This window comes from Enterococcus sp. DIV1304_2 (genome assembly GCF_050555445.1).
Taxonomy (GTDB): Bacteria; Bacillota; Bacilli; order Lactobacillales; family Enterococcaceae; genus Enterococcus_B; species Enterococcus_B pernyi.
Genome location: NZ_CP187851.1, coordinates 1,952,893 through 1,976,613 on the forward strand (window position 1 = coordinate 1,952,893; position 23,721 = coordinate 1,976,613).

The following is a 23,721-nucleotide window of genomic DNA, read 5'->3' on the forward strand; positions in this document are numbered from 1 at the left end:
AGGTTCATTCTGACCCAGATTTAATTTTTCGCAACTCATCAGTCCTTATTGACAAAGAGCCACTAAATTTACGAGTGCTAAAAAAACACTAGTAAAGGCAGATAGATCCGCGTTTTACTAGTGTCATTCTTAGTTATTATTCCTTCACCCGAGCTAACTCCGTCCATTTCCAGTTTTCCACTACTGGCAGATCATGACCTTCTTTCCGAATATACTCTCGATGTTCTTTCAATTGTTGTGTCATTTCTTCAGCAAAAGCTGTTGCTTCTTCACCGTAGACAGTTACCGCTGCATGTTGCGCTAAGTGGAATCGATCCAACTCACTAAAGACACGCATATCAAACGGTGTAGTGATATCGCCATTTTCTCGATAACCATGAACCATCAATTGGTGATTGTGCCGTAAGAAGAAAATATCCCGGATCATGCCTTCATAGCCATGGAAAGCAAACAGAATTGGTTTGTCTTTCGTAAAGAACGTGTCAAACACTTCATCACTTAGTCCTCTCTGATCAACAGATGGGTGTCTTAACTTCAAGATATCCACCACGTTGATAAAGCGGATTTTTAGTTGTGGAAATGCTTGATTCAATAGCGAGACTGCCGCAAGTGCTTCAAGGTTTGGTTCTGTGCCTGCTGCTGCGATCACTAGATCTGGCTCTTCATTCGCAGAAACCGTACTAGCCCAATCGATGATTTTCAAGCCCTCATTGGCTAGTTCTTCTGCTTCTGTTGCCGAATAAAATTGTGGACGTGGATGTTTACTTGAAATAATCAAGTTGATGACTTGCTCTTCTTGCAACGCACGATCCATCACAGCCATCAAACTATTCGCATCTGCCGGCAAGTATTCGCGAATAAACTCTGCTTTTTTCTCTGCTAAATGAGTCAACACACCAGGGTCTTGGTGGGTATAACCATTATGATCTTGTTGAAAAACAGTCGATGTGGCAATCAAGTTCAACGAAGGATAGTTTTTCCGCCAAGGCTGATCACTGGCTTTACGCATCCATTTGAAGTGTTGCGTCAACATCGAGTCAACAACACGTAAAAAGGATTCGTAACTAGCAAAGAATCCGTGCCGACCTGTCAAAACATAGCCTTCTAAAAAGCCTTCTGCTTGATGTTCCGACAATTGACCATCAATAACTCTTCCTACTGATGACTGCCACTCATCTGAAGCATCTTTAGGTTCCAACCATTGTCGATCAGTCACTTCAAATACTTTGTTCAAGCGATTGGATTTTGTTTCATCCGGACCAAAGATCCGAAAATTGGTTGGGTTCTCCGTGATTACATCTCTAGCTTGTTCCCCAAAGACCATCATATCTTGTGCAACGACAGCTCCTGGTGTTGAAGTATCCACGGCATAGTTTTTCCAATCAGACATGACTAACGGTTTGGGATCGATTCCGCCATTTGTGATTGGGTTTGTCGACATCCGGCGATTGCCTTTCGGTGAAAGATCTTTGATTTCTTGGTTGATTCTTCCTTGTTCATCAAATAACTCTTCTGGGCGATAAGACTGCAACCAATCAACCAAATGATCGACGTGTTCCATATGCTCTGAATCAACTGGAATCGGTACTTGATGGGCACGAAACGTTCCTTCAACTTGTTCATTTTCCCACGTCTTTGGTCCAGTCCAGCCTTTTGGCGTCCGAAAAATAATGACTGGCCATCTTGGCATCGTAGCTGATTCCGCAGGTGCTTGTCTTGCTTCCTTTTGGATTTCTTTGATTTCTTCGATCACTGTGTCTAACGTTGAAGCTAGGATGTGATGAACAGCCTCTGGGTCTGTGCCTTCAACAAAATAAGGTTTCCAGCCCATTCCTTCAAAATACTTTCGAAGATCCTCATCACTCTTGCGGGCAAGGATGGTTGGATTTGAGATTTTCCCGCCATTCAAATTCAAAATCGGTAGCACCGCACCATCATTCACTGGGTTGATAAAGACATTTGAAAACCAACCGCCAGCTAATGGACCTGTTTCTGCTTCGCCATCGCCTACAACTGTCGCCGCGATGACATCCGGATGATCAAGGATCGCACCTGTCGCATGGGCCAGTGAATAGCCAAGTTCTCCACCTTCATGAATCGATCCTGGTGTTTCTGGCGCAGCATGGGATGCAATCCCGCCAGGATAAGAAAATACCCGACATAAATGTGCCAATCCGGCTTCATCTTCTGTAAATTCAGGATAGATCTCACTGTAACTGCCATCAATATAAGAATTGGATACCATCACTTGTCCACCATGACCAGGGCCCTCTATGTAAAACATATCCAAATCGTATTTATTGATGACACGATTTAGATGTGCATACACAAAATTTTGTCCAGCAATCGTTCCCCAATGCCCAATAGGATGTGTCTTTACATCGTCTTTAGTTAATGGACGGCGTAATAATGGATTATCTTTTAAATACATTTGAGCAACAGAAATATAATTTGCAGCCCGCCACCAAGCATCTAATTGTTCGAATTCTATTTGTTTGTCTACGTTTGTCATATCGAACACCCCTTTAATCATTGCTAGTCCTACGAAAGAACAAAAAATGAGTCTGGTCTTTACCAGAGTGTCCAGACTCATCTTCGTCGCTTCTTTCGACTGCTCGTATGTGCTATCCCTTAATCAGCTGATAACATTACGGTATTTATTTAACTTTAACTTGAATCTCTAAGAAATGACATCATAACGCTCTACTTCTTTGAAAAAGAGTGTTAGACGTAAGTTTTTCTAAAGTCCCAAAGTCCTTCAATTGATCATTTCACTTATTTGATGACGATATCTTCTAAATCAACCAAGCGCGCCCATGTTTGGATCTGCTCGGTAGTAAGATGTAATGACACAACGGTATGGTGTCCGCCACCTGTGCGGATCCAAGCACCTACCCCCTCATGGAAATTCGGTTTGACTTTCCAAAGTACGCGTGCCACTGGTAAATGTGGGGCTTCTTCTGTTGGTTCGAAGGCTTCCACTTCATTGATCAACAATTTGTAATGCGTGCCAAAATCTGCCATGGAAACCACGACACCATCGCCGGCTTTACCGTCAAACACCAAACGAGCCGGATCTTCTCGATCACCCATCGATAATGGCGAAACAACGATTTTTGGTCGATTGACCGCCAATGTCGGATCTACTTCCATCATGTGAGATTGTAAAATTGCTTCTTTTCCTGGCGTCAATTCATACGTGTAATCTTCCATAAAACCTGTGTCTTTGTTTTGTGCCATGATTTTTAACATCCGATCCAAAGCAGCTGTTTTCCAATCCCCCTCACCGGCAAATCCGTAGCCTTCTGCCATTAACCGTTGGACTGCCAAGCCAGGTAACTGTTGCATACCGTAAAGATCTTCAAAGTTTGTTGTGAAAGCATTATAATTGCCCGCTTCCAAGAAACGTCTGATCCCGATTTCTTGTTTTGCTTGTACTTTGACATGTGCTTCCCAAGTGTCATGGTCATAATCTGCATAATCAAAATCATAGAGTTGTTTATATTCTTCAAATAATGACGCTACCTCTTCCTCAGTGACTTCATCGATCACTTTGACTAAATCGCCGATCCCATAATAGTCGACCACCCAGCCAAACTGGATCTGTGCTTCTACTTTGTCTCCTTCGGTCACAGCCACATTACGCATATTGTCTCCAAACCGAGCAACCTTGATCGAGAAGCTTTCATTATAAGCCACAGCCACGTGCATCCAGTCTGAGATCTGACGTTGCACATCTTCGGATTGCCAATGACCTACCACGATTTCATTTTTCTTATTGAGTCGTGCATTGATAAAACCATATTCCCGATCCCCGTGGGCTGCTTGGTTCAAGTTCATAAAGTCCATGTCGATCGTTTCCCAAGGAATACTCTCATTAAATTGCGTAGCTAAATGCAACAAAGGCTTTTGTAATAACTGCGTGCCACGAATCCACATTTTTGCTGGGGAGAAAGTATGCATCCAAGTGATCACACCTGCTACTTGCTCTTGGTAATTCGCTTCTTTCATGATCGAAGTGATCGTATCAGCAGTCACTGCTAGTTCTTTTAGTACGATCGGATAAGGCAACGTTTGGTGATCATTTAGTGCTGTAACGATCGTCTCCGCATTCTTTTTGACCTGTGCTAAAGCTTCTTCTCCGTATAGATGTTGTGAACCTACGACGAACCAAAATTCTTTTTCACTGATTGCTAACATGTTTATAACTCCTCTTTTTTTTATTTTTTTTGGCCATAATACGCATCTTTACCATGCTTGCGTAAATAATGTTTATCCAATATTCGTTGTGGCAATGGTTCGGAAAAACTATTCAATTGGCGAGTAAATAAGTTCATTTTCGCCACTTCATCCAGTACAACGGCATTCATCACCGCTTGAGAAGCGTCTTTTCCCCAAGTAAACGGTCCATGACCATGTAACAACACTCCCGGGATCGCCATGATATCAATATTTCTATTTTGGAATGTCTCAATGATCACATTGCCGGTTTCGTGTTCATAACCAGCATCGATTTCTTCTTGTGATAAAAATCTTGCACAAGGAACGCTACCATAAAAAGTATCTGCATGAGTCGTACCCATGGCGGGTAAATCGAGACCCGCTTGCGCCCAAATCGTTGCCCACGTCGAATGCGTATGACAAATCCCGCCAATTTCCGGGAAATGTTTGTAGAGAACCGCATGTGTCGGTGTATCGGAGGATGGATTAAGCTTGCCTTCGATGACTTGATTATTCAAATCAACAACAACCATATCTTCTGCTTTCATTTCCTCATAGCTCACACCACTAGGTTTGATGACAAAATATCCTGTTTCTCGATCAAACGCACTGACATTCCCCCATGTATATTTGATCAAACCTTGTTTTGGTAAAGCTAAATTCGCTTGATAAACCGCTTCTTTCAGACTTTCTAACATTCTCTCACTCCTTCTTCCATTGATACGATCGCGGATGCTTCGATAGGCAACCCTTTTTCATACAGCTCAATAAATTTTTCGTAACCTTTTAAATCTGCCTCTTTAGGCTCGATCGTCAGACCTTCACTAGTTGAAAATACCTCTTTTGCTAAAAATTCTTCCAAAGTCATGCCATCTGCCGATCGGAGATAAGCAGCTAATAAGGCAATCCCCCAAGCGCCTCCTTCTCCGGCTGTTTCCATGACTGTGACAGGTGCTTCCATTGCTGAAGCTAGAATCGTTTGAGCAACTTTCGGCGTTTTAAAGATCCCGCCATGTGCCACTAAACGATCGATCGTGACTTGCTCAGATTTAAGAATCTCCATCCCTAGACGCATCGCCCCAAAAGCACTCGACAGGTGCATCCGCATAAAATTTGCTAAATCAAATGTGCTATCAGGCTGTCGCACGAATAATGGTCTGCCTTGTTCCATTTTTGTGATGTTTTCTCCTGAGTGATACCCATAGCTGAGTAATCCTCCACAGTCACCCTCTCCTTGTAGCGCTCTCAAAAATAAGGTTTCATAAATCTGCTGTGTATCGATCGTCACGCCAAGACTCTCACTGAACTCTTTGAAAATCTTGACCCATGCGTTGATTTCTGATGAGCAATTGTTTGTATGCACCATTGCTACAGGGCTTCCGTCAGGTGTTGTTACTTGGTCGATTTCTGGATGGATATTTACTAACTCTTTATCCAATACGATCATTGCAAAAGCCGATGTCCCAGCTGAAACATTCCCTGTGCGTAGCCCCACACTGTTCGTTGCGACCATGCCGGTGCCGGCATCCCCTTCTGGTGGGCAAACAGGAATCCCTGCAGATAAGTTACCGGATAGATCTAAGAGCTTGGCTCCCTTTTCAGTCAGCGTCCCTGCAACCTCACCAGCCAAACGAATTTCTGGAAGGAGCGTTTCTAAAGGTTGCATAAAACCTTCTGCTTGTGCCAATTGATCAAAAATAGCAATCTTTTGTGCATCATATCCCTTCGTTTGACGATCAATCGGAAACATTCCTGAAGCATCTCCAACTCCTAATACTTTTTGTCCGGTCAACTGCCAATGGATATACCCAGCTAATGTTGTAAAGTAACTAAGATCTTTTAGATGTGTTTCTTTATTTAAAATTGCTTGATATAGATGGGCAATGCTCCAACGCTGTGGAATCGTATAATGAAAGGCTTTGCTCAACTTTTCTTCTGCCTCTGCGGTAATGGCATTGCGCCACGTGCGAAAAGGAACAAGCAATTCATCGTGCTGATCAAATGCTAAATAACCGTGCATCATTGCGCTAAAGCCGATCGCTCCTATCGTAGTTAGTGTCGTGTCATACTCTTCAGAAACCACGTCGACTAATTGCTGATAACTCGATTGTAACCCCTTCCAAATCTCATCAAGTGAATAGGTCCAAATACCGTTTTCTAACTGGTTTTCCCAATCGTAACTTCCAGCTGCAATCGGCTCATAGTGTTGATCGATCAGCACTGCTTTGATTCTCGTCGAACCTAGCTCAATACCTAGTGCTGTTTGCCCTGTGCGAATCGCTTCTATTCGTTTCAGCCTAGTTTCTTTCGCTTCGATGTCAAACGCCTCCTTAGTTTCTCTTTATGATAGTTACAGTATAAAACTTTTTGTACGTACATGTCAACGCAAATATAGTTATTTGTTCGTACATAAATCCTTTTTCTTTTTCCTGATAAATTCACATTTATCATATAAAAAAGGCAAAGAGAGTAAATTCCTCCTCTTTACCTTTTTAAGAGCAAATAATCTTGCTAGACATTGACTAATGTTCATTAAATAAATTTTTATCGTATTTGGTACACTTATCGTTTTCCCTCAGCTACTCGGCATTCTTTGCTGCACTTACTGAATCTCTGATCACCAAACTAGGTTCATAGACGATATTTTCTCCTTGATTGCCCGTTTGGATCGTGTGAATGATCCATTCTGCTGCATCTTTCCCCATCCGCTCTTTTGGATGAGTTAAAGTGGTCAGTTTCACTGCGCCCATCTGACTCAACGAGGAATCATCATTTCCGATGATCGACAATTGCTGCGGTACTTGATAACCCTTTGCGATCACCTCATCAAGCAACTGGCTAGCAATTTGATCGTTGTAACAGATGATGCCGGTGCTTGCCGATTCCTTTAGCTGTAAGAGGACTTTTTCACCTAGTTTCCCACGTGAATCAGTCGTGTAGGTAATGATATCTTCCGGCGAAAATTGGATACCGTAGGCTTCGCACGCTTGAATAAATCCTTTCATCCGATATTTCCCTTGTAAATCATCGATTTTCGTGATGAACAGTAATCGCTGATGTCCTTGCTGGATCAAATACTCTGTCCCTTTAAAGCCAACTTTTACATCATCGACACAAATCGAGGCGACCGCTAATTCTTCATAGACAGCATTGATCATGACCATCGGAATCCCTTGTTCTCTCAATCGGACATAAAGCGCAAGGTTCGGATTGTATTCATTACTTTTTGTTGGCTCTACGATCAAGCCATCTACACCAAACTGCAGCATTTTTTCCAAACAGTTTTTTTCTTGTTGATGATCATTATTCGTACTCGCTAGCAATAACGAATAGCCTTGCTCACTCAACGTTTTTTCAATTCCTCGGATGATCGAGGGGAAAATATAATCCGATAAATACGTCGTGATCACGCCGATCGTCTTTTGGTTTTTTCTGCTTTCCGATGTTTTCTTATACGCATCATCAACATATGTTCCAGAGCCTTTCTCTTTACGTAGATACCCTTCATTGACTAACAATCCAATCGCTTGTCTTACCGTATGACGGCTTACTTGGTAGTCTTTTTGTAATTGGAGTTCAGGCGGTATCGGTTCATTTAGTTTGAAAATTTGGTCAATGATCTTATCCTTTATCTCATCTGCGATCATTTGATATTTTGTTTTCTCCATGGTTACTTTGCCAATCCTTTCACTCCGACGTAAGTTGTCCGAACAATTATTTTATATCATTGTAGCACAACTTGTTTTGGAAAGGATTATTAACACGAAAAAAACATCTGTGAGATTCGTTTTATTCGCGCTTTGTAAGGAACAACTGCTTTTTTTCAGCTTTTAGTTCAAGTGATTTCAAAAGAACTGTAAAATATCTGCTAAGACGGATTCCCCATCAAATGTTTCGTAATCTTCTTTACGAATCAATTTGTAAGGAACAGCTTTCACCGTTAGAAAATCTTTTAACCGTTCCACTTCATATTCAGATTGTGGACCGATCATCAGTCCATCAATATGCTGGTTTTGGATTGCCTGCTCTGCTACGATTGCCGGTGCAGAGTATACGTGAAGAGGCACACCTTTTTCATTTGCTGCATTTTGGATATTTTTCACTAATAGACCTGAAGTGATTCCAGCAGTGCAAATCAATAATATCCGTTTTTCCTCTGTCGTTTCCATCCACTCGCCACCTTAAGAAATTTTGCGTTTTTTATTGTAAATATCTAACACAACAGCAAGCAATAAAATCAAGCCTTTGATTGCCTGTTGCCAGTCTACTCCGACCCCCATGATCGACATCCCATTATTCAGCACACCCATGACTAAGCCACCGACGATTGCTCCAGTGATCGTTCCAATCCCTCCAGAAGTCGAAGCTCCTCCAAAGTACACAGAAGCCATCGCATCTAATTCAAGCGAAGTTCCCGCCTGAGGGGTAGCAGCGTTTAAACGTGCGGCTAAGATCAGTCCTGCTAAAGCAGCCATGACGCCCATATTCACAAATACCCAAAAAGTGATTTTCTTCGTCTTGATCCCAGATAATTGTGCTGCCTTCAAATTGCCACCTGTGGCATAAATTTGTCGTCCCGCAACTGTCCGATTGGTCAAAAATCCATATATCCCAACAATCACACCTAAAATGATCAATATTACTGGAAATCCTTGGTAGGAAGCAAAGATATAACTTAATCCTAAGACAAGAACGATCGTCAATGCCGCTTTGATCAAGAATGCGTTCATTGATGGAACTTCAAATAAATTTTCTTTTCTTCGCGCTCTCGCACGCCATTGAGCAAATACTAAACTAACAGCTAACACGACACCTAAAATCAACGTCAATAAGTGCATTCCAGGAACACCAAAGATATCTGGTAAATACCCCGTCGAGATTTTTTGGAAACCTCCAGGGAAAGGCGCTAAAGATTGCCCTCCTAATACAACCTGTGTCAAGCCACGAAACATCAATAGACCGGCAAGTGTCACGATGAACGCAGGAATCCCTACATAAGCGACCCAAAAGCCTTGCCATGCACCGATCACTCCACCAACTAATAAACATAAAGGGACTGCGAGCCATGGGCTGATGTTGTTATTGACCATCAACATACCCGCCATCGCTCCAACAAATGCCATGACTGAACCTACCGATAGATCCACGTAGCCTAAAAGCACGACCAACAACATTCCCGCAGCCAAAATCAAAATATGGCTGTTTTGTAACACAATATTCGTAATATTCAACGGTCTTAAAAAGATCCCGCCGGTCATTAGTTGAAAAGCAATCAATAAAGCGACCAAAATAATGACCATACTATATTTACTAAAGATATCTAATATCTTTTCTTTTACATTCCAAGCATTTTTTTCCTGACTTTTTTTTGTGACATTTTCCATCAGCCCACTGCCTCCTCTTCCTTTGTCATCAGGTTCATCAATAACTCCTGATTTGCCTCTTCTCTAAGCACTTCTCCTGTCATTTTCCCTTCATTCATGGTATAGATCCGATCACACATACCGATGATCTCAGGTAGTTCAGAGGAAATGATACAGACACACTTTCCTAAGGCAGCCATTTCTTCAATAATCGTGTAGATTTCATATTTTGCCCCGACATCGATACCGCGAGTCGGTTCGTCCAGAAATAAAATTTCCGGTTCAGTCATCAACCACTTAGCTAAAACGACTTTTTGTTGATTCCCACCACTCAAGCTACCGACGTTTTGGAACACATTAGTCGCTTTGGTCCTCATTTTTTTACGGAAGTTTTCTGCTTCGATCACTTCTTTTTCTTGATCTAAGATACCACTTCGACTAATTTTTTTGAGACTAGCAATCGTCGTATTTTCTCTGATGTCCATCAAAAGATTCAATCCAACCGACTTACGGTCTTCGGATACATACGCCAACCCATGATCAATGGCTTGAGAAACATCTTTGATCACTAATTCTTTTCCATCTTTAAAAATTTTGCCGCTGATATTGCTTCCATAAGATCGACCAAAAACACTCATGGCAAATTCAGTTCGTCCTGCCCCCATCAAGCCAGCGATACCGACAATTTCGCCTCGTCGAATCGAAAAATCGATATGATCATTGATGATTCGCTCGGTGGTCAATGGATGATGGACCGTCCAATCCTTGACTTCAAAATAAACCTCGCCGATATTAGGATGACGATCAGGGTAACGATTCGTTAAATCACGACCAACCATTCCTTTAATGATCCGCTCTTCACTGATTGCTGTATTTTCTAACGTTTCGATCGTTTGACCATCTCGTAAGATCGTGATCCGGTCAGCTACCGCAACGATTTCATTCAATTTATGCGAAATAATGATCGAAGTGATTCCTTGATTGCGAAACTCCTTGATCAACGCCAAAAGATTGGCACTTTCTTCTTCATTCAGCGCTGCTGTCGGTTCATCTAATATAAGTAATCGAACATTTTTAGAAAAAGCCTTCGCAATTTCCACCAACTGCTGATGCCCGACACCGATTTGTGAGACTAAGGTATTCGGATCGATTTTCAAGCCTACCGTTTTTAGTAGATTTTCTGTTTTTCGTTCAGTCAAATTCCAGTCGATCACGCCATGTTTTGTTTGTTCGTTCCCTAAAAAAATGTTTTCTTTGATCGACAGATAGGGACTCAATGCTAATTCCTGATGGATGATCACAATCCCTTTCGCTTCACTATCTCTGAGATTTTTGAATTGGCAAGCCTCCCCGTCATACATGATTTCGCCTGAATAACTGCCATAAGGGTACAAACCGCTCAACACATTCATCAACGTGGATTTTCCTGCACCATTCTCGCCACAAAGGGCGTGGATCTCTCCACGTTTGATGCGGAGATTGACATTGTTCAACGCACGAACACCAGAGAATTCTTTGATGATTTCTTTCATTTCTAAAATATAATCTGCCATTTTTCCACTTCCTAATCGAGGTTGTGACAGAAGTGCTCAACTCCGAGAAATAAGCGTGAAAAACCGAAAATCGTTCTTCAAATTCCTGGGATCTCACGCTTAATTCTGAAGGAACTACTTCTGGAACACTGTTTATCCGGTTATAAAAGGCATAAGACGACGAATGTCCCAAAACCCTTGTTACTTATTGTCCTAAATCACTTTCACTGTAATACTCAGTATCGATCAGCTCTTGTTTGTAATTTTCTTTATCTACAGAAACTGGGTTAGCTAGATAAGTCGGAATGACTTTCACACCATTATCGTAGGTTTCCTCATCATTGACCGGCACTTCTTTATCATTGTTGATTGCTTCGATCATCTCTACCGTATTATCAGCTAGCACCCGTGTATCTTTAAAAATCGTTTGTGTTTGCTCTCCTGCAATGATAGATTTCACTCCAGCAATCGTTGCATCCTGTCCTGTGATAACTGGAAGTGGTTTGTCGGCAGAGCCATACCCTACTCCTTTTAAGGAAGAAATGATCCCTAAACTAATTGGATCGTAAGGAGAAAGAACTGCATCTAGTTGGTCATCTGTATAGTTAGCACTTAATAAGTTATCCATACGTGCTTGTGCAGTTGAGCCATCCCAACGAAGCGTCGCGATTTGATTGAATTTCGTTTGACCTGATGAGACGTTCAATTGTTTGCTGTCGATATAAGGTTGAAGAATCGACATCACACCATTGTAATTGATCAATGCGTTGTTATCGTCAGGCGAACCGCCAAATAATTCGATCGTAAATGGGCCAGCACCATCTTTTAAGCCTAATTTATCTTCGATATAAGAAGCTTGTAAAACACCTACACCAAAATTATCAAATGTTGCATAATAATCGACATATTCAGAGTTCATCAATAAACGGTCATACGCAATGACTTTGATATCCGCCTGATGTGCTTTTTCTAAGACATCTGTCAATGCTGAACCGTCAATCGAAGCAATGACCAACGTATCCACTCCCTTTGTGATCATATTTTCGATTTGCGCCACTTGGTTTTCTACTTTGTCTTCTCCATATTGCAAATCCGTTTTGTAGCCTTTTTCTTCTAGTTGCTTGACCATATTGTCGCCATCTGCGATCCAACGCTCTGCAGATTTTGTTGGCATCGAAATCCCTACAAATCCTTTTTCATCTCCGGCTGCACTGCCATTGCTACAACCAGCAAATACTGTCACTGACATTAATAAAAAAACAATTGCTACCAACCAATTTTTCCCAACTCGTTTCATGTGTGTCCCTCCAAATACTTATTTGATGAATTCATCATAGTTGAAATATAAAACGCTTTCATTGATTATTTTTCTGTGTTTCTATAAATTCCGTCGCAAATTTATGTAAACTTTTGATTTTTCTTCATTTTCTTTTGACGATTCTTGATTTTCTTACGAAATTGACAAACATGCTAATATGAAATTTGAAAACGCTATATGATATAGATAAAAGGGGAGATTCATTATGAAGAACAAAAGTTTTTTTATTCTGGCAGCTTTTTGCCTGTTGTTGACTGGGTGTGCTTTCAACTCTACTGAGCCTACAAAAAATGAGTTGACTATTGGTTTTTCTCAAGCTGGCACCGAAAGTAATTGGCGCAAAGTTCAAAATCAGTCCATCAAAGAAGCACTGGAAAAACAAAATTTCCAAGTCCTTCACCGAAATAGTTACTCTGATCCAAAACAACAGATACAAGATGTGATGACATTTATTGCCTATCAAGTCGATATGATCGTGTTATCTCCTATCGAAGAAACTGGCTGGGATTCTGTTTTGGAAGAAGCCAAAGAAGCGAATATCCCAGTCATCATCGTTGATCGCAACATCACAACGGAAAAACAAGATCTCTATTTGACCCATATTGGTTCAAGTTTCAAAGCACAAGGCAGTCGAGCCGGCCTTTATGTCACCAATCTTTACCAGCAAAAAGCACAAGAATCGATCCAAGTATTTGAGATACGTGGTTCAGAAAATACATCTCCCACTCGCTTGCGATCAGACGGCTTTTTAGAAACCATCGGTCGCGACCCAAGAATCCATGTCAGGCAAGTGATCACCGGAGACTATATTCGCTTAAAAGCCAAAGAACAATTTTCAAAAGCCATTGATGAGGGAAAACTTGAGGGAATCGATGTCATTTATTCACACAATGATGAAATGACACTAGGTGCCTTAGATGCGATCAAGGAAAAAAAGCTCGAAAAGAATTTTGTGATTGTCAGCATTGATGCACAAAAAGAGATGATCGATCAATTAAAAAAAGGAATGGTCAACTGTGTGGTAGAATGCAATCCTTTTATGGGTGAACTAGTAGCCAATACAGTCAAACGCTACTTCGAAAAGAAAGCGATTCCACAAGACATCTACGTTTCTGATACGGTGTTCTCAGATCAAAATGATTTTTCAACGATCCCACCGCGGGGATATTAGGAGGAAAAATGAAAAAGAACGAAAGCATTAAAGTACTACTTCGACATACAAGTTGGCTCATGTTATCTTTAGCAATCACGCCTTTGATCATTAGCATTGCACTTTATACACATTATCTTTTTTCCTATGAAAAAAGTATCCATAATATCTCGATTGCTAATCAAATCGCCAGTAATGTAGAAGAAACAATCATCGAAGAAGCTCTTGGATTAACTTATGGACAGATCACACCTGAAGAATTCCAAAAGAGCAACCAGATCAATCGCATCAAAGAAGAAATCAGTGCGATCAAAGTCAGCACTCAAAACTCACAAGAATTAGCAACACTCAATATCGTTTTGCGCTCCCTTGATAATGTTTCTGACTATTTAGACAAAATCATTGCAAATATCCATCAAAAAGAAACATTCGCAGAGAATCAAGCATTGATGTTACATGTTGAATCTGCGGTCAAACTTGCCCATGATATTTTACAAGATTTTGTCAAAATCGAAATTGATACTGCTTCTGTAAAAAGTGAAGAAGTTCGCAGTTCCTTAGTCATTCTCTCCACCATTGAGGTCATTATCATCGCATTGATTTTTCTATTGACTAGAAAGTTCAACACGAAAATGATGTACCAAATCCAACAGCCTATGGATGAAATGATCAAAATGGCTGATGCTTTAGCAGAAGGTCATTTGAATCATCGGATCAAAACACAACAAAACAATGAGTTGAAAAAATTAAGTAATAGTATGAATGATATGGCTGATAACTTAGTGATTTTATTAGAAGAAAATGCGTTAAAGCAATATAATCTTGCGCAAAGTGAAGTCAGAACGCTACAAGCTCAGATCATTCCTCATTTTATTTATAATAGTTTAGACGCCATTTTGGTCTTGGCAGAAATGGGCGAAATCGAAAAAGTCAAAGAAATGACATATGCCTTATCTGACTTCTTCCGCATTTCATTAAGTCAAGGAAAAGACTGGATCCCAGTCGAACAAGAAATCAGACATTGTGTCAATTACTTGAAGATTTTGCAAATCCGTTATGGAGATCAATTATCTTATCAATTAACCATTGATCCAAAAGTCGATCATCATCCAATATTAAAAATGATTCTTCAACCATTGATTGAAAATGCGGTCTATCATGGAATAAAACTGGTGCGTAGGAAGGGAAAAATCATTGTAAAAGCGTATATAGATCAAGAAGAGTTTATCCATTTTTGGATCATTGACAATGGAAAAGGGATTACAGAAACCAAGTTAAAAGAGATCAACCAAGAACTCGCAGATGGTTTAGATACTAATTTTCATAAAGGATATGGACTCTTTAATGTCAACAAACGCTTGCTTTTATACTATGGAACTGATGCAAATATCACGATTACTAGCCGGATCGACCACGGTACGGTCGTCCATGTCGTTGTCCCTACAAAAAATATAGATAGGAATGAAGCAAATGTATAAAATTTTTATCGCAGAAGATGAACATTTGATTCGCGAATCATTGAAGAGGATGATCACTGAATTTTCAACCTTTCTACCATTAAGCTCCATTGAAGATGCCAGCGATGGCGAACTTGCTCTATCAATGATTGCGGAACAAAAACCAGATATCTTGGTGACGGATATTCGTATGCCTTTTATGAATGGTATTGAATTAGCAAATGAAGTAAAAAAACTCTTGCCTGATATCCAAATCATTTTTATTAGTGGATATGATGAATTTACGTATGCAAAAGCTGCGATTCAACTTCAAGTAGCCGAGTATCTGTTAAAACCGATCAAACCTAATGAACTACAAAAAAGCCTAGAACAAATCATTCAAAAACTAGAAGCTGCCTCCTTATTGAAACAGTCTAAAGAAACAAATGGCTATTCCTTAGAAGTACAAAAAAACTTCTACTTGAATGCCCTGTTCAATAATCAGTTACTACTTTCAGAAGCAATTGAAGAAGGTCGAAAACTTGAACGTGAAATCGCCGGAAATAAATATATGGTTCTTTTGATCGCAAATCATACAAATAAATTTTTTTCAGATTATGATATTTTTCATGAAAAGATGGCTGAGCTATTCGATCACGATAAACAAATACTTTTTTCTTCCCTTTCTTCACGATTTATCAAACTATTGATTTTTGATCCAAATGAAGATCTATTACAAAAAAAAACAAATCAGGTTGCATTGCTTTCTCACAAAACATTAGGGCATACAACAGATGATTTAGTTATTGCAATCGGATATCCTGTGAAACGAATCAGCGAAATTCCACATAGTTATCAGACTGCTGTTCATTTGCTCAGTTACTTGAAGATCGATCCTAAAATAAAAATTCTTTCTTATTTAGATTATGAAAAAAAGCTTGGCAATTACGGACAATCTTTTGATCTAAAAGAATCCATTCGTTTACTAAGAAAAAGCGAAATTTCTTCGTTTGTTGAGAAGTTGGTCAAACAGACCAATCAACATGCCGATCCACTTCTCGTTAGGCATCTGATCATCAATGAGTTGAATGAATTAGTAACGATACGTCAAAACCAAACCAATCAAGTCGTTTCTTTTACCACTACAGAGGAAATTCCGAACATTCTGTCAGACACGCCTCTCTTCATCCAATACCTTGAACAAATGATTTACTTTTTAAAAGAAATGGTACTTGAGAATCACATGAATCAATATAAAGAAGTACTCGAACAATCCGTCACGTATATTGAAAACCACTATTTTGAACCAGAGCTTTCTCTTAAAGAAGTGGCTGATCATGTCCATTTGAGCAGCTCACATTTCAGTACGATTTTTTCTCAAGGAATAGGACAAACATTTATTGACTATCTTACTGAACAACGATTGAGCATGGCTAGGCGACTTTTGCGGGAAACCAATTCAAAACTATCTGTCATAGCCTCAGAAGTGGGATACAATGATCCAAATTATTTTAGTTCTATTTTTAAACGAAAAGAAAAAATCTCACCTAAAGAGTATCGAAAAATGAAACAAAATCGTGCACATTCTTTACAAGAAAATCATTATCTAGTCAACAAATAAGCAACAAACCCGCGGAATATTTTTTTCAGTTTAGTCTGAAAAAGTTGTTACTTTCTTAACTGGACTACTTGCTATAATTATAGAAATAGTGAAAAAAGAAAGGAATACGCGTGTGAAAGCAGAAATAAAAAAATTACCTGTGATTATTGTTGGAATCATTAGTATTACTGTGGGACTAAATATGTTTTTGCTTCCACATCAAATTGCTTCAGCAGGCGTAGGATCAATTGGTTTTCTTCTAGAAATGGTCTTGCTGATCGACCGGACATTGATTGTTTGGGCAATCAATCTAGCGATGCTTTGTTTAGCTTTTATCTTTCTGGAAAGAGCAGTTTTTTTTAAAACTCTGATAGGTAGTTTGATATTTCCGATTATTTTAGCATACACACCGGCTTTGGTAATCACCCAACATTTCCCAATCGCCTTAGTCGCTGGCAGTTTTCTATTTAGTCTTGGAATATTCATTCTTTATCAAATCGGCGCGTCAAACGGCGGGGTTACGGTTCCCCCATTGATTTTCAAAAAATATTTTGGGATCGAACATGCTCTAGGCGTTTTACTGACAAATACCGTGATCATCGCTCTAAACCTTGTGATTCTTGGGATAAGACAAGCGGTTATCTCTGCCATCTCTATTTATCTCATTTCATTTTTCATGAAAAAACTATTACAATTTCAAACTCAATTTTTAGCTATTAAGCCGATTGATTTAGTGAATGAGAGTTCGCCTATTCTAGATGAACAACCTAATAAAAATCTAGCAGAATAAGCATTGTAACTAATAGCTATTAGAAAACAACCCATGAAATCCAAAAATAGGAAACTATTTTCGGGGGTTCATGGGTTGTTTTCTATCGTTTTATTTTATCCATTCTTTAGTTGGAATGAGTTGAATCAAAATGACCACTTCAAAATAAAGTGTCTGGACATTAGTCCTATCACACACTTAAAACCGAATAAGCAGCGGAAACAAAAGTAACATCATTGGAAATAAGGCACCATCCACTAAAACAAATTTCGTGGATGGTGCCTTTTTTTCGAGGCTAAGCACTTATGTTTCGATTTCTTGCTTATCGAGGTAAAAGTACTCTATTGTATCTTATCTTCTACTTTTTATCCTTATTTTCCTCTTTATTTTCTTGTTCTTCATCTTCCTCTTTGATCACACGTTCGACACGATCTTCATCCTTTTGTAATTCACGACGTTTACGTTTGAATAGTCCAAAGAATCCCGCAAAAGCAACAAGTATCCCACCAACAAATTTTCCAAACATCCCTGAAGTTGAACCAGTCTTAGGTAATTGCTTACCTGAAACATCTTCAGAGTCACTTGTTCCTTGTGTGTTAGTCGTTTGGTCATTCGTTTGATTAATACTAGATAATCCATTGTTAGAGCTGTTATCACTTAGTACTTGGGTTCTTACAATTTGATTATCTGTATCGGTAGTCTCAGTTGTTGTGGTACTACTTAAATCAGTTCCTCCACCACTGGTTCTTGGATTTACCTCTGGTGTTGTCGTGCCTACCTCGGTTTCGCCGTCTCCTGTACCGGGATCGACTTCTGGTGTGCCTGTTCCTGGGTCAGTTTCGCCGCCTGTGCTTGGGTCTACTTCTGGTGTGCCTGTTCCGGGATCGGTTTCCCCGCTTGTACCGGGATCTACCCCTGGTGTACCGGTTTCGGGATCAATTTCCCCTCCTGTACCTGGATCTACTTCTGGCGTTCCTGTATCAGGATCAATTTCTCCACCCGTTCCTGGGTCTACCTCTGGTGTTCCGGTGCCGGGATCAGTGCCACTACCTGTGCCTTGGTCTACTTCTGGTGTGCCTGGGTCCGGATCAGTTTCGCCCCCTGTGCCTGGGTCTACCTCTGGCGTAGTTGTACTTGGATCAGTCTCGCCTCCACCTGTTCCGGGATCGACTTCCGGTGTTCCGGTGCCGGGATCTGTTTCTCCACCTGTGCCTGGGTCTACCTCTGGCGTGCCTGTCCCGGGATCAGTGTCACCACCTGTGCCTGGGTCTACTTCCGGTGTTGTCGTTCCGGGATCGGTTTCACCGCCTGTGCCTGGATCGACTTCCGGTGTGCCTGTTCCAGGTTCGGTCTCGCCTCCAGCACCTGGATCGACTTCTGGTGTGACCGTGCCGGGGTTAATAGGTATTAACGGATCAATTTCTGGCGTGACCGTGTTTAGACTTTTATCTGGTATTACGATATCTACACCTGGAATACTTGCTCCTGGTTGACTTGGTAAAACTGGATTGACAATTGGAATACCTGCATCTGGCTTATCTGGAATAGTTGGGTCTACCTCTGGTGTGCCGGTCTCAGGATCAGTTTCGCCACCTGTACCTGGTTCGACTTCCGGCGTTGTTGTACCTGGGTCAGTTTCCCCTCCTGTACCTGGTTCGACTTCCGGTGTGCCGGTTCCCGGGTCAGTTTCGCCGCCTGTGCCGGGGTCTACCTCTGGCGTTCCGGTGCCTGGATCAGTTTCGCCGCCCATTCCGGGATCTACCTCTGGCGTTGTTGTCCCTGGATCAGTCTCGCCTCCACCTGTGCCGGGATCTACTTCTGGCGTGCCTGTGCCTGGATCAGTAGTTTCTCCGCCACCTGTGCCTGGATCGACCTCTGGCGTTGTTGTTCCTGGATCAGTAGTTTCTCCACCACCTGTGCCTGGATCGACCTCTGGCGTAGTTGTTCCTGGATCAGTAGTTTCTCCGCCACCTGTGCCTGGATCGACTTCTGGTGTAGTTGTTCCTGGGGTCACTTGTGGGTTGGTTGCATCCGGTGTTGTTGCATCTGGTGAAGCCATATCCGTCATTGAGGAAGAAATATAAGCAAATTCTCCCCCGATTTGGTAGATATTAAAGTTCGTATCTTTCACAACGATCGTAAAATCACTGCCGCTTCCGTTTGCACCAGTTAAATAACCAGCATACTGAACCCCATTGACCATGATTGGTTGAGCAACAAACTGATTATAAGACACACCGTCTACTGTTATATTGACCGTACTTATAACTGAAGAAAAGTTTGTCTGAGAAACCTGTCCTGTTTTCACAGTTACTGCCGAATTCGCTGTAATCGTGTGTCCGCCATATCCACCACCAGAAAACGTCGCTGTCTGATTCCATCCTGCTAATCCAGCTGCGTCTTCTGCGAGATTACCATCAACTGCTCCCCCAGGACTAATACCTGATTGAGAACCACTATACGTTGGCATTGACATCTCATCTGCATATGCTGTAGTTGAATCAGTGGCTTTTTGCTCATCTAAACTAACGGTCACATATTCATATTTCAATGACTCGATCACTTGATCTTTTGCTTGGATTTCATAGTAAGTTGTATTTTCATCCGCTAATTGATCAACGAAATTTACTTTTACATTGATATTGGATTCATCTGTATTTAACCAAGAATCGGTGTTCTCAAAACTCCGTACACCGTGCAAGGATAAAGACGTTTTTAAGCTGTCAACTGTACTACCGAACTGAACAGGTGAGACCAAGTAATGACCATTGATCTCTAAAGGCAATCCATGTGTCGACGAAGAAAATGTGAAATAACCATCTGCTTGATTTTTACCATGGTCGGTAGAAATAGACTCATCATGATAAACTGCATAATAGGTACTACCTTCATAAGTGATGGAAAAATTCTTCTCCATTGCATCTTCAAAATCGCTTTTGATTTCATCTGTTAATTTTGCTTGACCATTTTCCGCTTTCACGTTCAAAGAAAAACCTGTATCGATTTTCATATTTCCTAATACTGCACCATCATCCGCGGTAAAGTTGGTGCTTTCAGGTTTCGTTTTAGATGAGAAACTTAAGGATTTTTCTCTCGTACTTGCAACTACTTTTGAATCTTTCCAGTTTGCAGAATCTTCATAAGCCTTTTCTTTGGATTCATATAAATGAGGAGAGACCGTTTTATAATTATCTTGTGAAGTTACCTTCACATTCGGATTTGCTTGGATCAATTGCCGATAGCTTGACATTTTCATTACTTGCGCATCACTTGTAGATAAAGTAGAAGTCTGGTAATAAACGTCCGCATCTTTGATTCCTAGAATTTGTTGGATATCATATGCCGTATGACTATCACTGACTTTGATCCCTTCTCCTTCATACATAGAAGAAAGTTTTTCTTTACTTGGTAGTTGATCCATTAACTTAGCTACAAAGCCAGTATTTGTCTTCACACTGCTACTTTGACCTTTTTGTAAGGATTGATTCAATTCATCCACAGAAGTATGTTCAATATCTTGGATGGTCTCATCTTCAACAAGTCGCTTTTCGGACAAAGAGGAACTGTCTGCAGAGGCAGAAAGATTTGGAATCGTGACGCCACCGATAAATGCACCAGCACCTACTGTCAACAGTGCGCCAGCTTCAATCATTCGCTTTTGTTTTTTTGACATCTCTTTGTCTGGTTTATTCAATTTCATTTGATCTTTCTTCTTTGCCATCACGACCACTCTCTCTTTCTTTTTCCCTAACTAAAGAGGCTAATATTTTTGTAAAACCTAGAGGATTCTTGTAGCCATGTTCATAAAAGAAATCCGTAAATTCAATTTCTGGCACGGTCACATTTTTTTGGATTGCTAAACTGATGATATTGACATATTGAGAAATATCAACTGTTCCTAGAACCTGCAATCCTAAGATTTTTTTTGTTTTCTTCTCATAAACTAGATAAATACTTGAATAATGATTCTTTCTGCCTTTTTCAATTGGTGAGTATTTGACAATCGATTCATGCACAAACTGTCCGCCACGCTCTAGATAACGATTCTGGTAGTGTACTTCTTCTGCATCATATCCGAATTTTCTTGCTTGATTCAATGTAATCCCAGTATTCGCAATGGTAAAGCCATCCATATTGAATTTATAAGTCCCTGTGGTCATTGCTACTTCTTGCTTTTTCTCGTGGATATTGACAGCAGCGATCAGTCCTTGACGAAAAGCATCGGAAGCATGAGGATTATAAATATTTTCTTTGGTCAAGTCCATATAAGTCGTAGAACAATCCCCTATCGCTAAAATCGAATCATCTGTTGTATACATGTACTTATCAACGACGATTGCTCCACGGTCACCGGTTTCAACTTGTCCAGCTAATAAGAACGAATTTGGTCGGAAGCCAACAGAAACAAAGACGCCATCTGCACGGATAGTCAAATCAGAAGAAGTTTCAACTTCGATTTTAGGTCGACTCCAGATTTTTTTATCAATTGTATGGTAGCTTGTCACTCTAGTACCTAGTAATAGTTGGATACCTTCTTCTTCTAGTTGCTTCTCTACTTCGATCGCGGCATTCTCATCCAAATATTTGTCAAGGATTCTTGCATTTGATTGGATCAAAGTGACTTTCATTTTTCGTTGGGCTAAGATACGAGCAATCTCTACACCGACCAGTCCAGCGCCAATCACTACCGCATGATGGGCTTCTGATATAAATTTTTCAATTGCTTCAGCATCCTTACGCTCTTTCAAAAGAAAAAGTGTCTCATTCAGTTTTCCGCCAGTTGGAGGAAGGTTGGGATACGAACCCGCAGCCATGATCAATCGGTCATAAGTTATTTCGTGCTCATGTTGACTTAACACATTTCTAAAATTCAACGTCTTCTTTTTCGCATCGATGTTGGTTACTTCTTTTTGAATGCGTAAATCCACTCCTTGAGCAATAATTTCATGCGGTGTTGCATAATTTGCTTGGGAGTGGATATCTTGATGTCCCATCAAAAATAATGGGATTGTTTGGGAGACAAATGTTATTTCATCTTTTTTTTCAAATACGATTACTTCATCGTCTGGATATTCCTCACGAATACGAAGTGCTGCGGCAATCCCCGCGTGGTTTCCTCCAACAATTATGATCCTCATCAACTGCCTCCTTCATTAATAAAAGCATGCTATAAAATATACATACGGTTATTTTTAATCTACTATTTATATAAATTATATCACTTAGAAAGACTAGTTGTCAGTTATAAAGGTCTAACCACTAAGACGCAATGAAGCAACTATTTCCTCTTCCACTTATTCAAATCGGTATATTAAAGAATATAATCATTCTTGCTTCAACGGATGAAATAAACCGTTCATTTTTTTAGTAAACATCCAGTCATAAAGTAGATATGCTCATTTATTGAATGTCATTAAAAAATTTATTTTTTACAATATCAACTATATGTAGATGGACATATGAAGTTTTCATTCCATTGTTGGTTTAACTACACGGTGACTATTTGATTATAGCTGAATATAATAAATATAACGTTATTTAAAAAGAGCCGCAGAACGGATCGATAACCATTCCATGACTCTTTATTCTTTTTTATTTAGTAGGACTTATCGCCCCTGTTGCTCCTAATGCTTTCACATCTTTGACACCGAATGTCTCTTCCCAATCTTTCCTAAAATCTGTCACTGCCTTATGAATGGAAGGCATACCGAATACTTGTGTAAAAATATCTGGTGACGCAGTAATACTGTGCGCCCCTTGGCGACAAGCATGATTGACTTGTGCAACATTTTTAAAACTCGCAGCTAAGATCTTGCTCTGAGATTGCGTTCGTTCGATTTCCATTGCTAATGCTTTGATAATAGCAACAGCATCGATATTCAGATTTTCCATACGGTTATAATAAGGTGCCACATAATCGGCACCTGCGGCAATTGCTAAGTATCCTTGCATTTCAGAGTAGATAGCGGTTGCAGTGACATGTACTCCTTTGGCTTTCAGTTGTTTGATGGCAGCCAGTCCTGGTTCGTTCACTGGTACTTTAATGAAGATATCCTTACCAAGGTGAGCCATGATTACTTGGGCATCAGTTAAGATTTCCTCCGTTGTTTCTCCAACTACTTGTACATGTAAACTTGCTTTTCCAATGAGCTGCTTGATTTCTTTCAAGTGAGCAAACAAATCAATCTTTCCTTCTTTTTTGATGATTGAAGGATTCGACGTTACTCCAGATAGCGGAAGGATCGATTGATAATAACTAATTTTCTCAATATTGATCGTATCTAACATAAATTCCATTTTATTCATCCTTTCAACAGATATGTTGCTCTGTA

At 40.3% G+C, this 23,721-nt stretch carries 16 protein-coding genes; 4 read left to right on the forward strand and 12 right to left on the reverse strand.

The window, feature by feature from the left end; genetic code table 11:
• Positions 1 to 136: 136 nt before the first annotated feature.
• The 9 genes from IGJ14_RS08980 to chvE all read right to left on the reverse strand — a co-directional run bounded on the left by IGJ14_RS08980 (position 137) and on the right by chvE (position 12,365).
• Positions 137 to 2,512, reverse strand: a complete 2,376-nt coding sequence (locus IGJ14_RS08980) for a phosphoketolase family protein (protein ID WP_430607588.1) — start codon at positions 2,510 to 2,512, stop codon at positions 137 to 139.
• Positions 2,513 to 2,775: 263 nt separating this feature from the next.
• A complete protein-coding gene (araA, locus tag IGJ14_RS08985) occupies positions 2,776 to 4,200 on the reverse strand; it encodes an L-arabinose isomerase (RefSeq protein WP_195273215.1) in 1,425 nt (474 codons plus the stop codon).
• A gap of 20 nt (positions 4,201 to 4,220) precedes the next feature.
• Positions 4,221 to 4,919 (reverse strand): L-ribulose-5-phosphate 4-epimerase, encoded by a 699-nt coding sequence (locus IGJ14_RS08990; protein WP_104776350.1) that lies wholly within the window; start codon positions 4,917 to 4,919, stop codon positions 4,221 to 4,223.
• On the reverse strand, positions 4,913 to 6,499 hold the full coding sequence (locus tag IGJ14_RS08995; protein ID WP_396349516.1) for a xylulokinase: 1,587 nt from the start codon (positions 6,497 to 6,499) through the stop codon (positions 4,913 to 4,915). The genes IGJ14_RS08990 and IGJ14_RS08995 overlap by 7 nt, the downstream gene beginning before the upstream one ends.
• A gap of 301 nt (positions 6,500 to 6,800) precedes the next feature.
• Positions 6,801 to 7,889 carry a GntR family transcriptional regulator gene (locus IGJ14_RS09000; protein WP_019723429.1) on the reverse strand — a complete coding sequence of 363 codons (1,089 nt, stop codon included), beginning with the start codon at positions 7,887 to 7,889 and terminating at the stop codon, positions 6,801 to 6,803.
• A 177-nt stretch (positions 7,890 to 8,066) separates the two neighbouring features.
• Positions 8,067 to 8,390 (reverse strand): PTS sugar transporter subunit IIB, encoded by a 324-nt coding sequence (locus tag IGJ14_RS09005; RefSeq protein WP_104871104.1) that lies wholly within the window; start codon positions 8,388 to 8,390, stop codon positions 8,067 to 8,069.
• A 12-nt stretch (positions 8,391 to 8,402) separates the two neighbouring features.
• Positions 8,403 to 9,605: a multiple monosaccharide ABC transporter permease gene (gene mmsB, locus IGJ14_RS09010; protein ID WP_019723427.1), complete on the reverse strand. Its 1,203-nt coding sequence runs from the start codon at positions 9,603 to 9,605 to the stop codon at positions 8,403 to 8,405.
• On the reverse strand, positions 9,605 to 11,137 hold the full coding sequence (gene mmsA, locus IGJ14_RS09015) for a multiple monosaccharide ABC transporter ATP-binding protein (RefSeq protein ID WP_019723426.1): 1,533 nt from the start codon (positions 11,135 to 11,137) through the stop codon (positions 9,605 to 9,607). Before mmsA ends, mmsB begins: the two co-directional genes overlap by 1 nt.
• A gap of 184 nt (positions 11,138 to 11,321) precedes the next feature.
• Positions 11,322 to 12,365 (reverse strand): multiple monosaccharide ABC transporter substrate-binding protein, encoded by a 1,044-nt coding sequence (gene chvE / locus IGJ14_RS09020; RefSeq protein ID WP_229049006.1) that lies wholly within the window; start codon positions 12,363 to 12,365, stop codon positions 11,322 to 11,324.
• 274 nt (positions 12,366 to 12,639) lie between these two features.
• Here chvE and IGJ14_RS09025 point away from each other — a divergent pair, with 274 nt between their 5' ends.
• From IGJ14_RS09025 to IGJ14_RS09040, 4 genes are all read left to right on the forward strand, one after another.
• On the forward strand, positions 12,640 to 13,605 hold the full coding sequence (locus IGJ14_RS09025; RefSeq protein WP_104776354.1) for an ABC transporter substrate-binding protein: 966 nt from the start codon (positions 12,640 to 12,642) through the stop codon (positions 13,603 to 13,605).
• Between the two features lie 8 nt (positions 13,606 to 13,613).
• Positions 13,614 to 15,062, forward strand: coding sequence for a sensor histidine kinase (locus IGJ14_RS09030; protein WP_195273217.1), 1,449 nt, complete (start codon positions 13,614 to 13,616; stop codon positions 15,060 to 15,062).
• Positions 15,055 to 16,641: a response regulator gene (locus IGJ14_RS09035; protein ID WP_430607595.1), complete on the forward strand. Its 1,587-nt coding sequence runs from the start codon at positions 15,055 to 15,057 to the stop codon at positions 16,639 to 16,641. The genes IGJ14_RS09030 and IGJ14_RS09035 overlap by 8 nt, the downstream gene beginning before the upstream one ends.
• A 112-nt stretch (positions 16,642 to 16,753) precedes the next feature.
• Positions 16,754 to 17,410, forward strand: coding sequence for a YitT family protein (locus IGJ14_RS09040; RefSeq protein ID WP_010735027.1), 657 nt, complete (start codon positions 16,754 to 16,756; stop codon positions 17,408 to 17,410).
• 337 nt (positions 17,411 to 17,747) lie between these two features.
• Here the strand turns inward: IGJ14_RS09040 and IGJ14_RS09045 are convergent, their stop codons facing one another.
• The 3 genes from IGJ14_RS09045 to IGJ14_RS09055 form a co-directional block, all read right to left on the reverse strand.
• On the reverse strand, positions 17,748 to 21,110 hold the full coding sequence (locus IGJ14_RS09045) for an LPXTG cell wall anchor domain-containing protein (RefSeq protein WP_430607597.1): 3,363 nt from the start codon (positions 21,108 to 21,110) through the stop codon (positions 17,748 to 17,750).
• Positions 21,076 to 22,527 (reverse strand): FAD-dependent oxidoreductase, encoded by a 1,452-nt coding sequence (locus IGJ14_RS09050; RefSeq protein WP_195273219.1) that lies wholly within the window; start codon positions 22,525 to 22,527, stop codon positions 21,076 to 21,078. The genes IGJ14_RS09045 and IGJ14_RS09050 overlap by 35 nt, the downstream gene beginning before the upstream one ends.
• 454 nt (positions 22,528 to 22,981) lie before the next feature.
• Positions 22,982 to 23,686, reverse strand: a complete 705-nt coding sequence (locus tag IGJ14_RS09055; protein ID WP_195475799.1) for a fructose-6-phosphate aldolase — start codon at positions 23,684 to 23,686, stop codon at positions 22,982 to 22,984.
• Between the last annotated feature and the right edge of the window lie 35 nt (positions 23,687 to 23,721).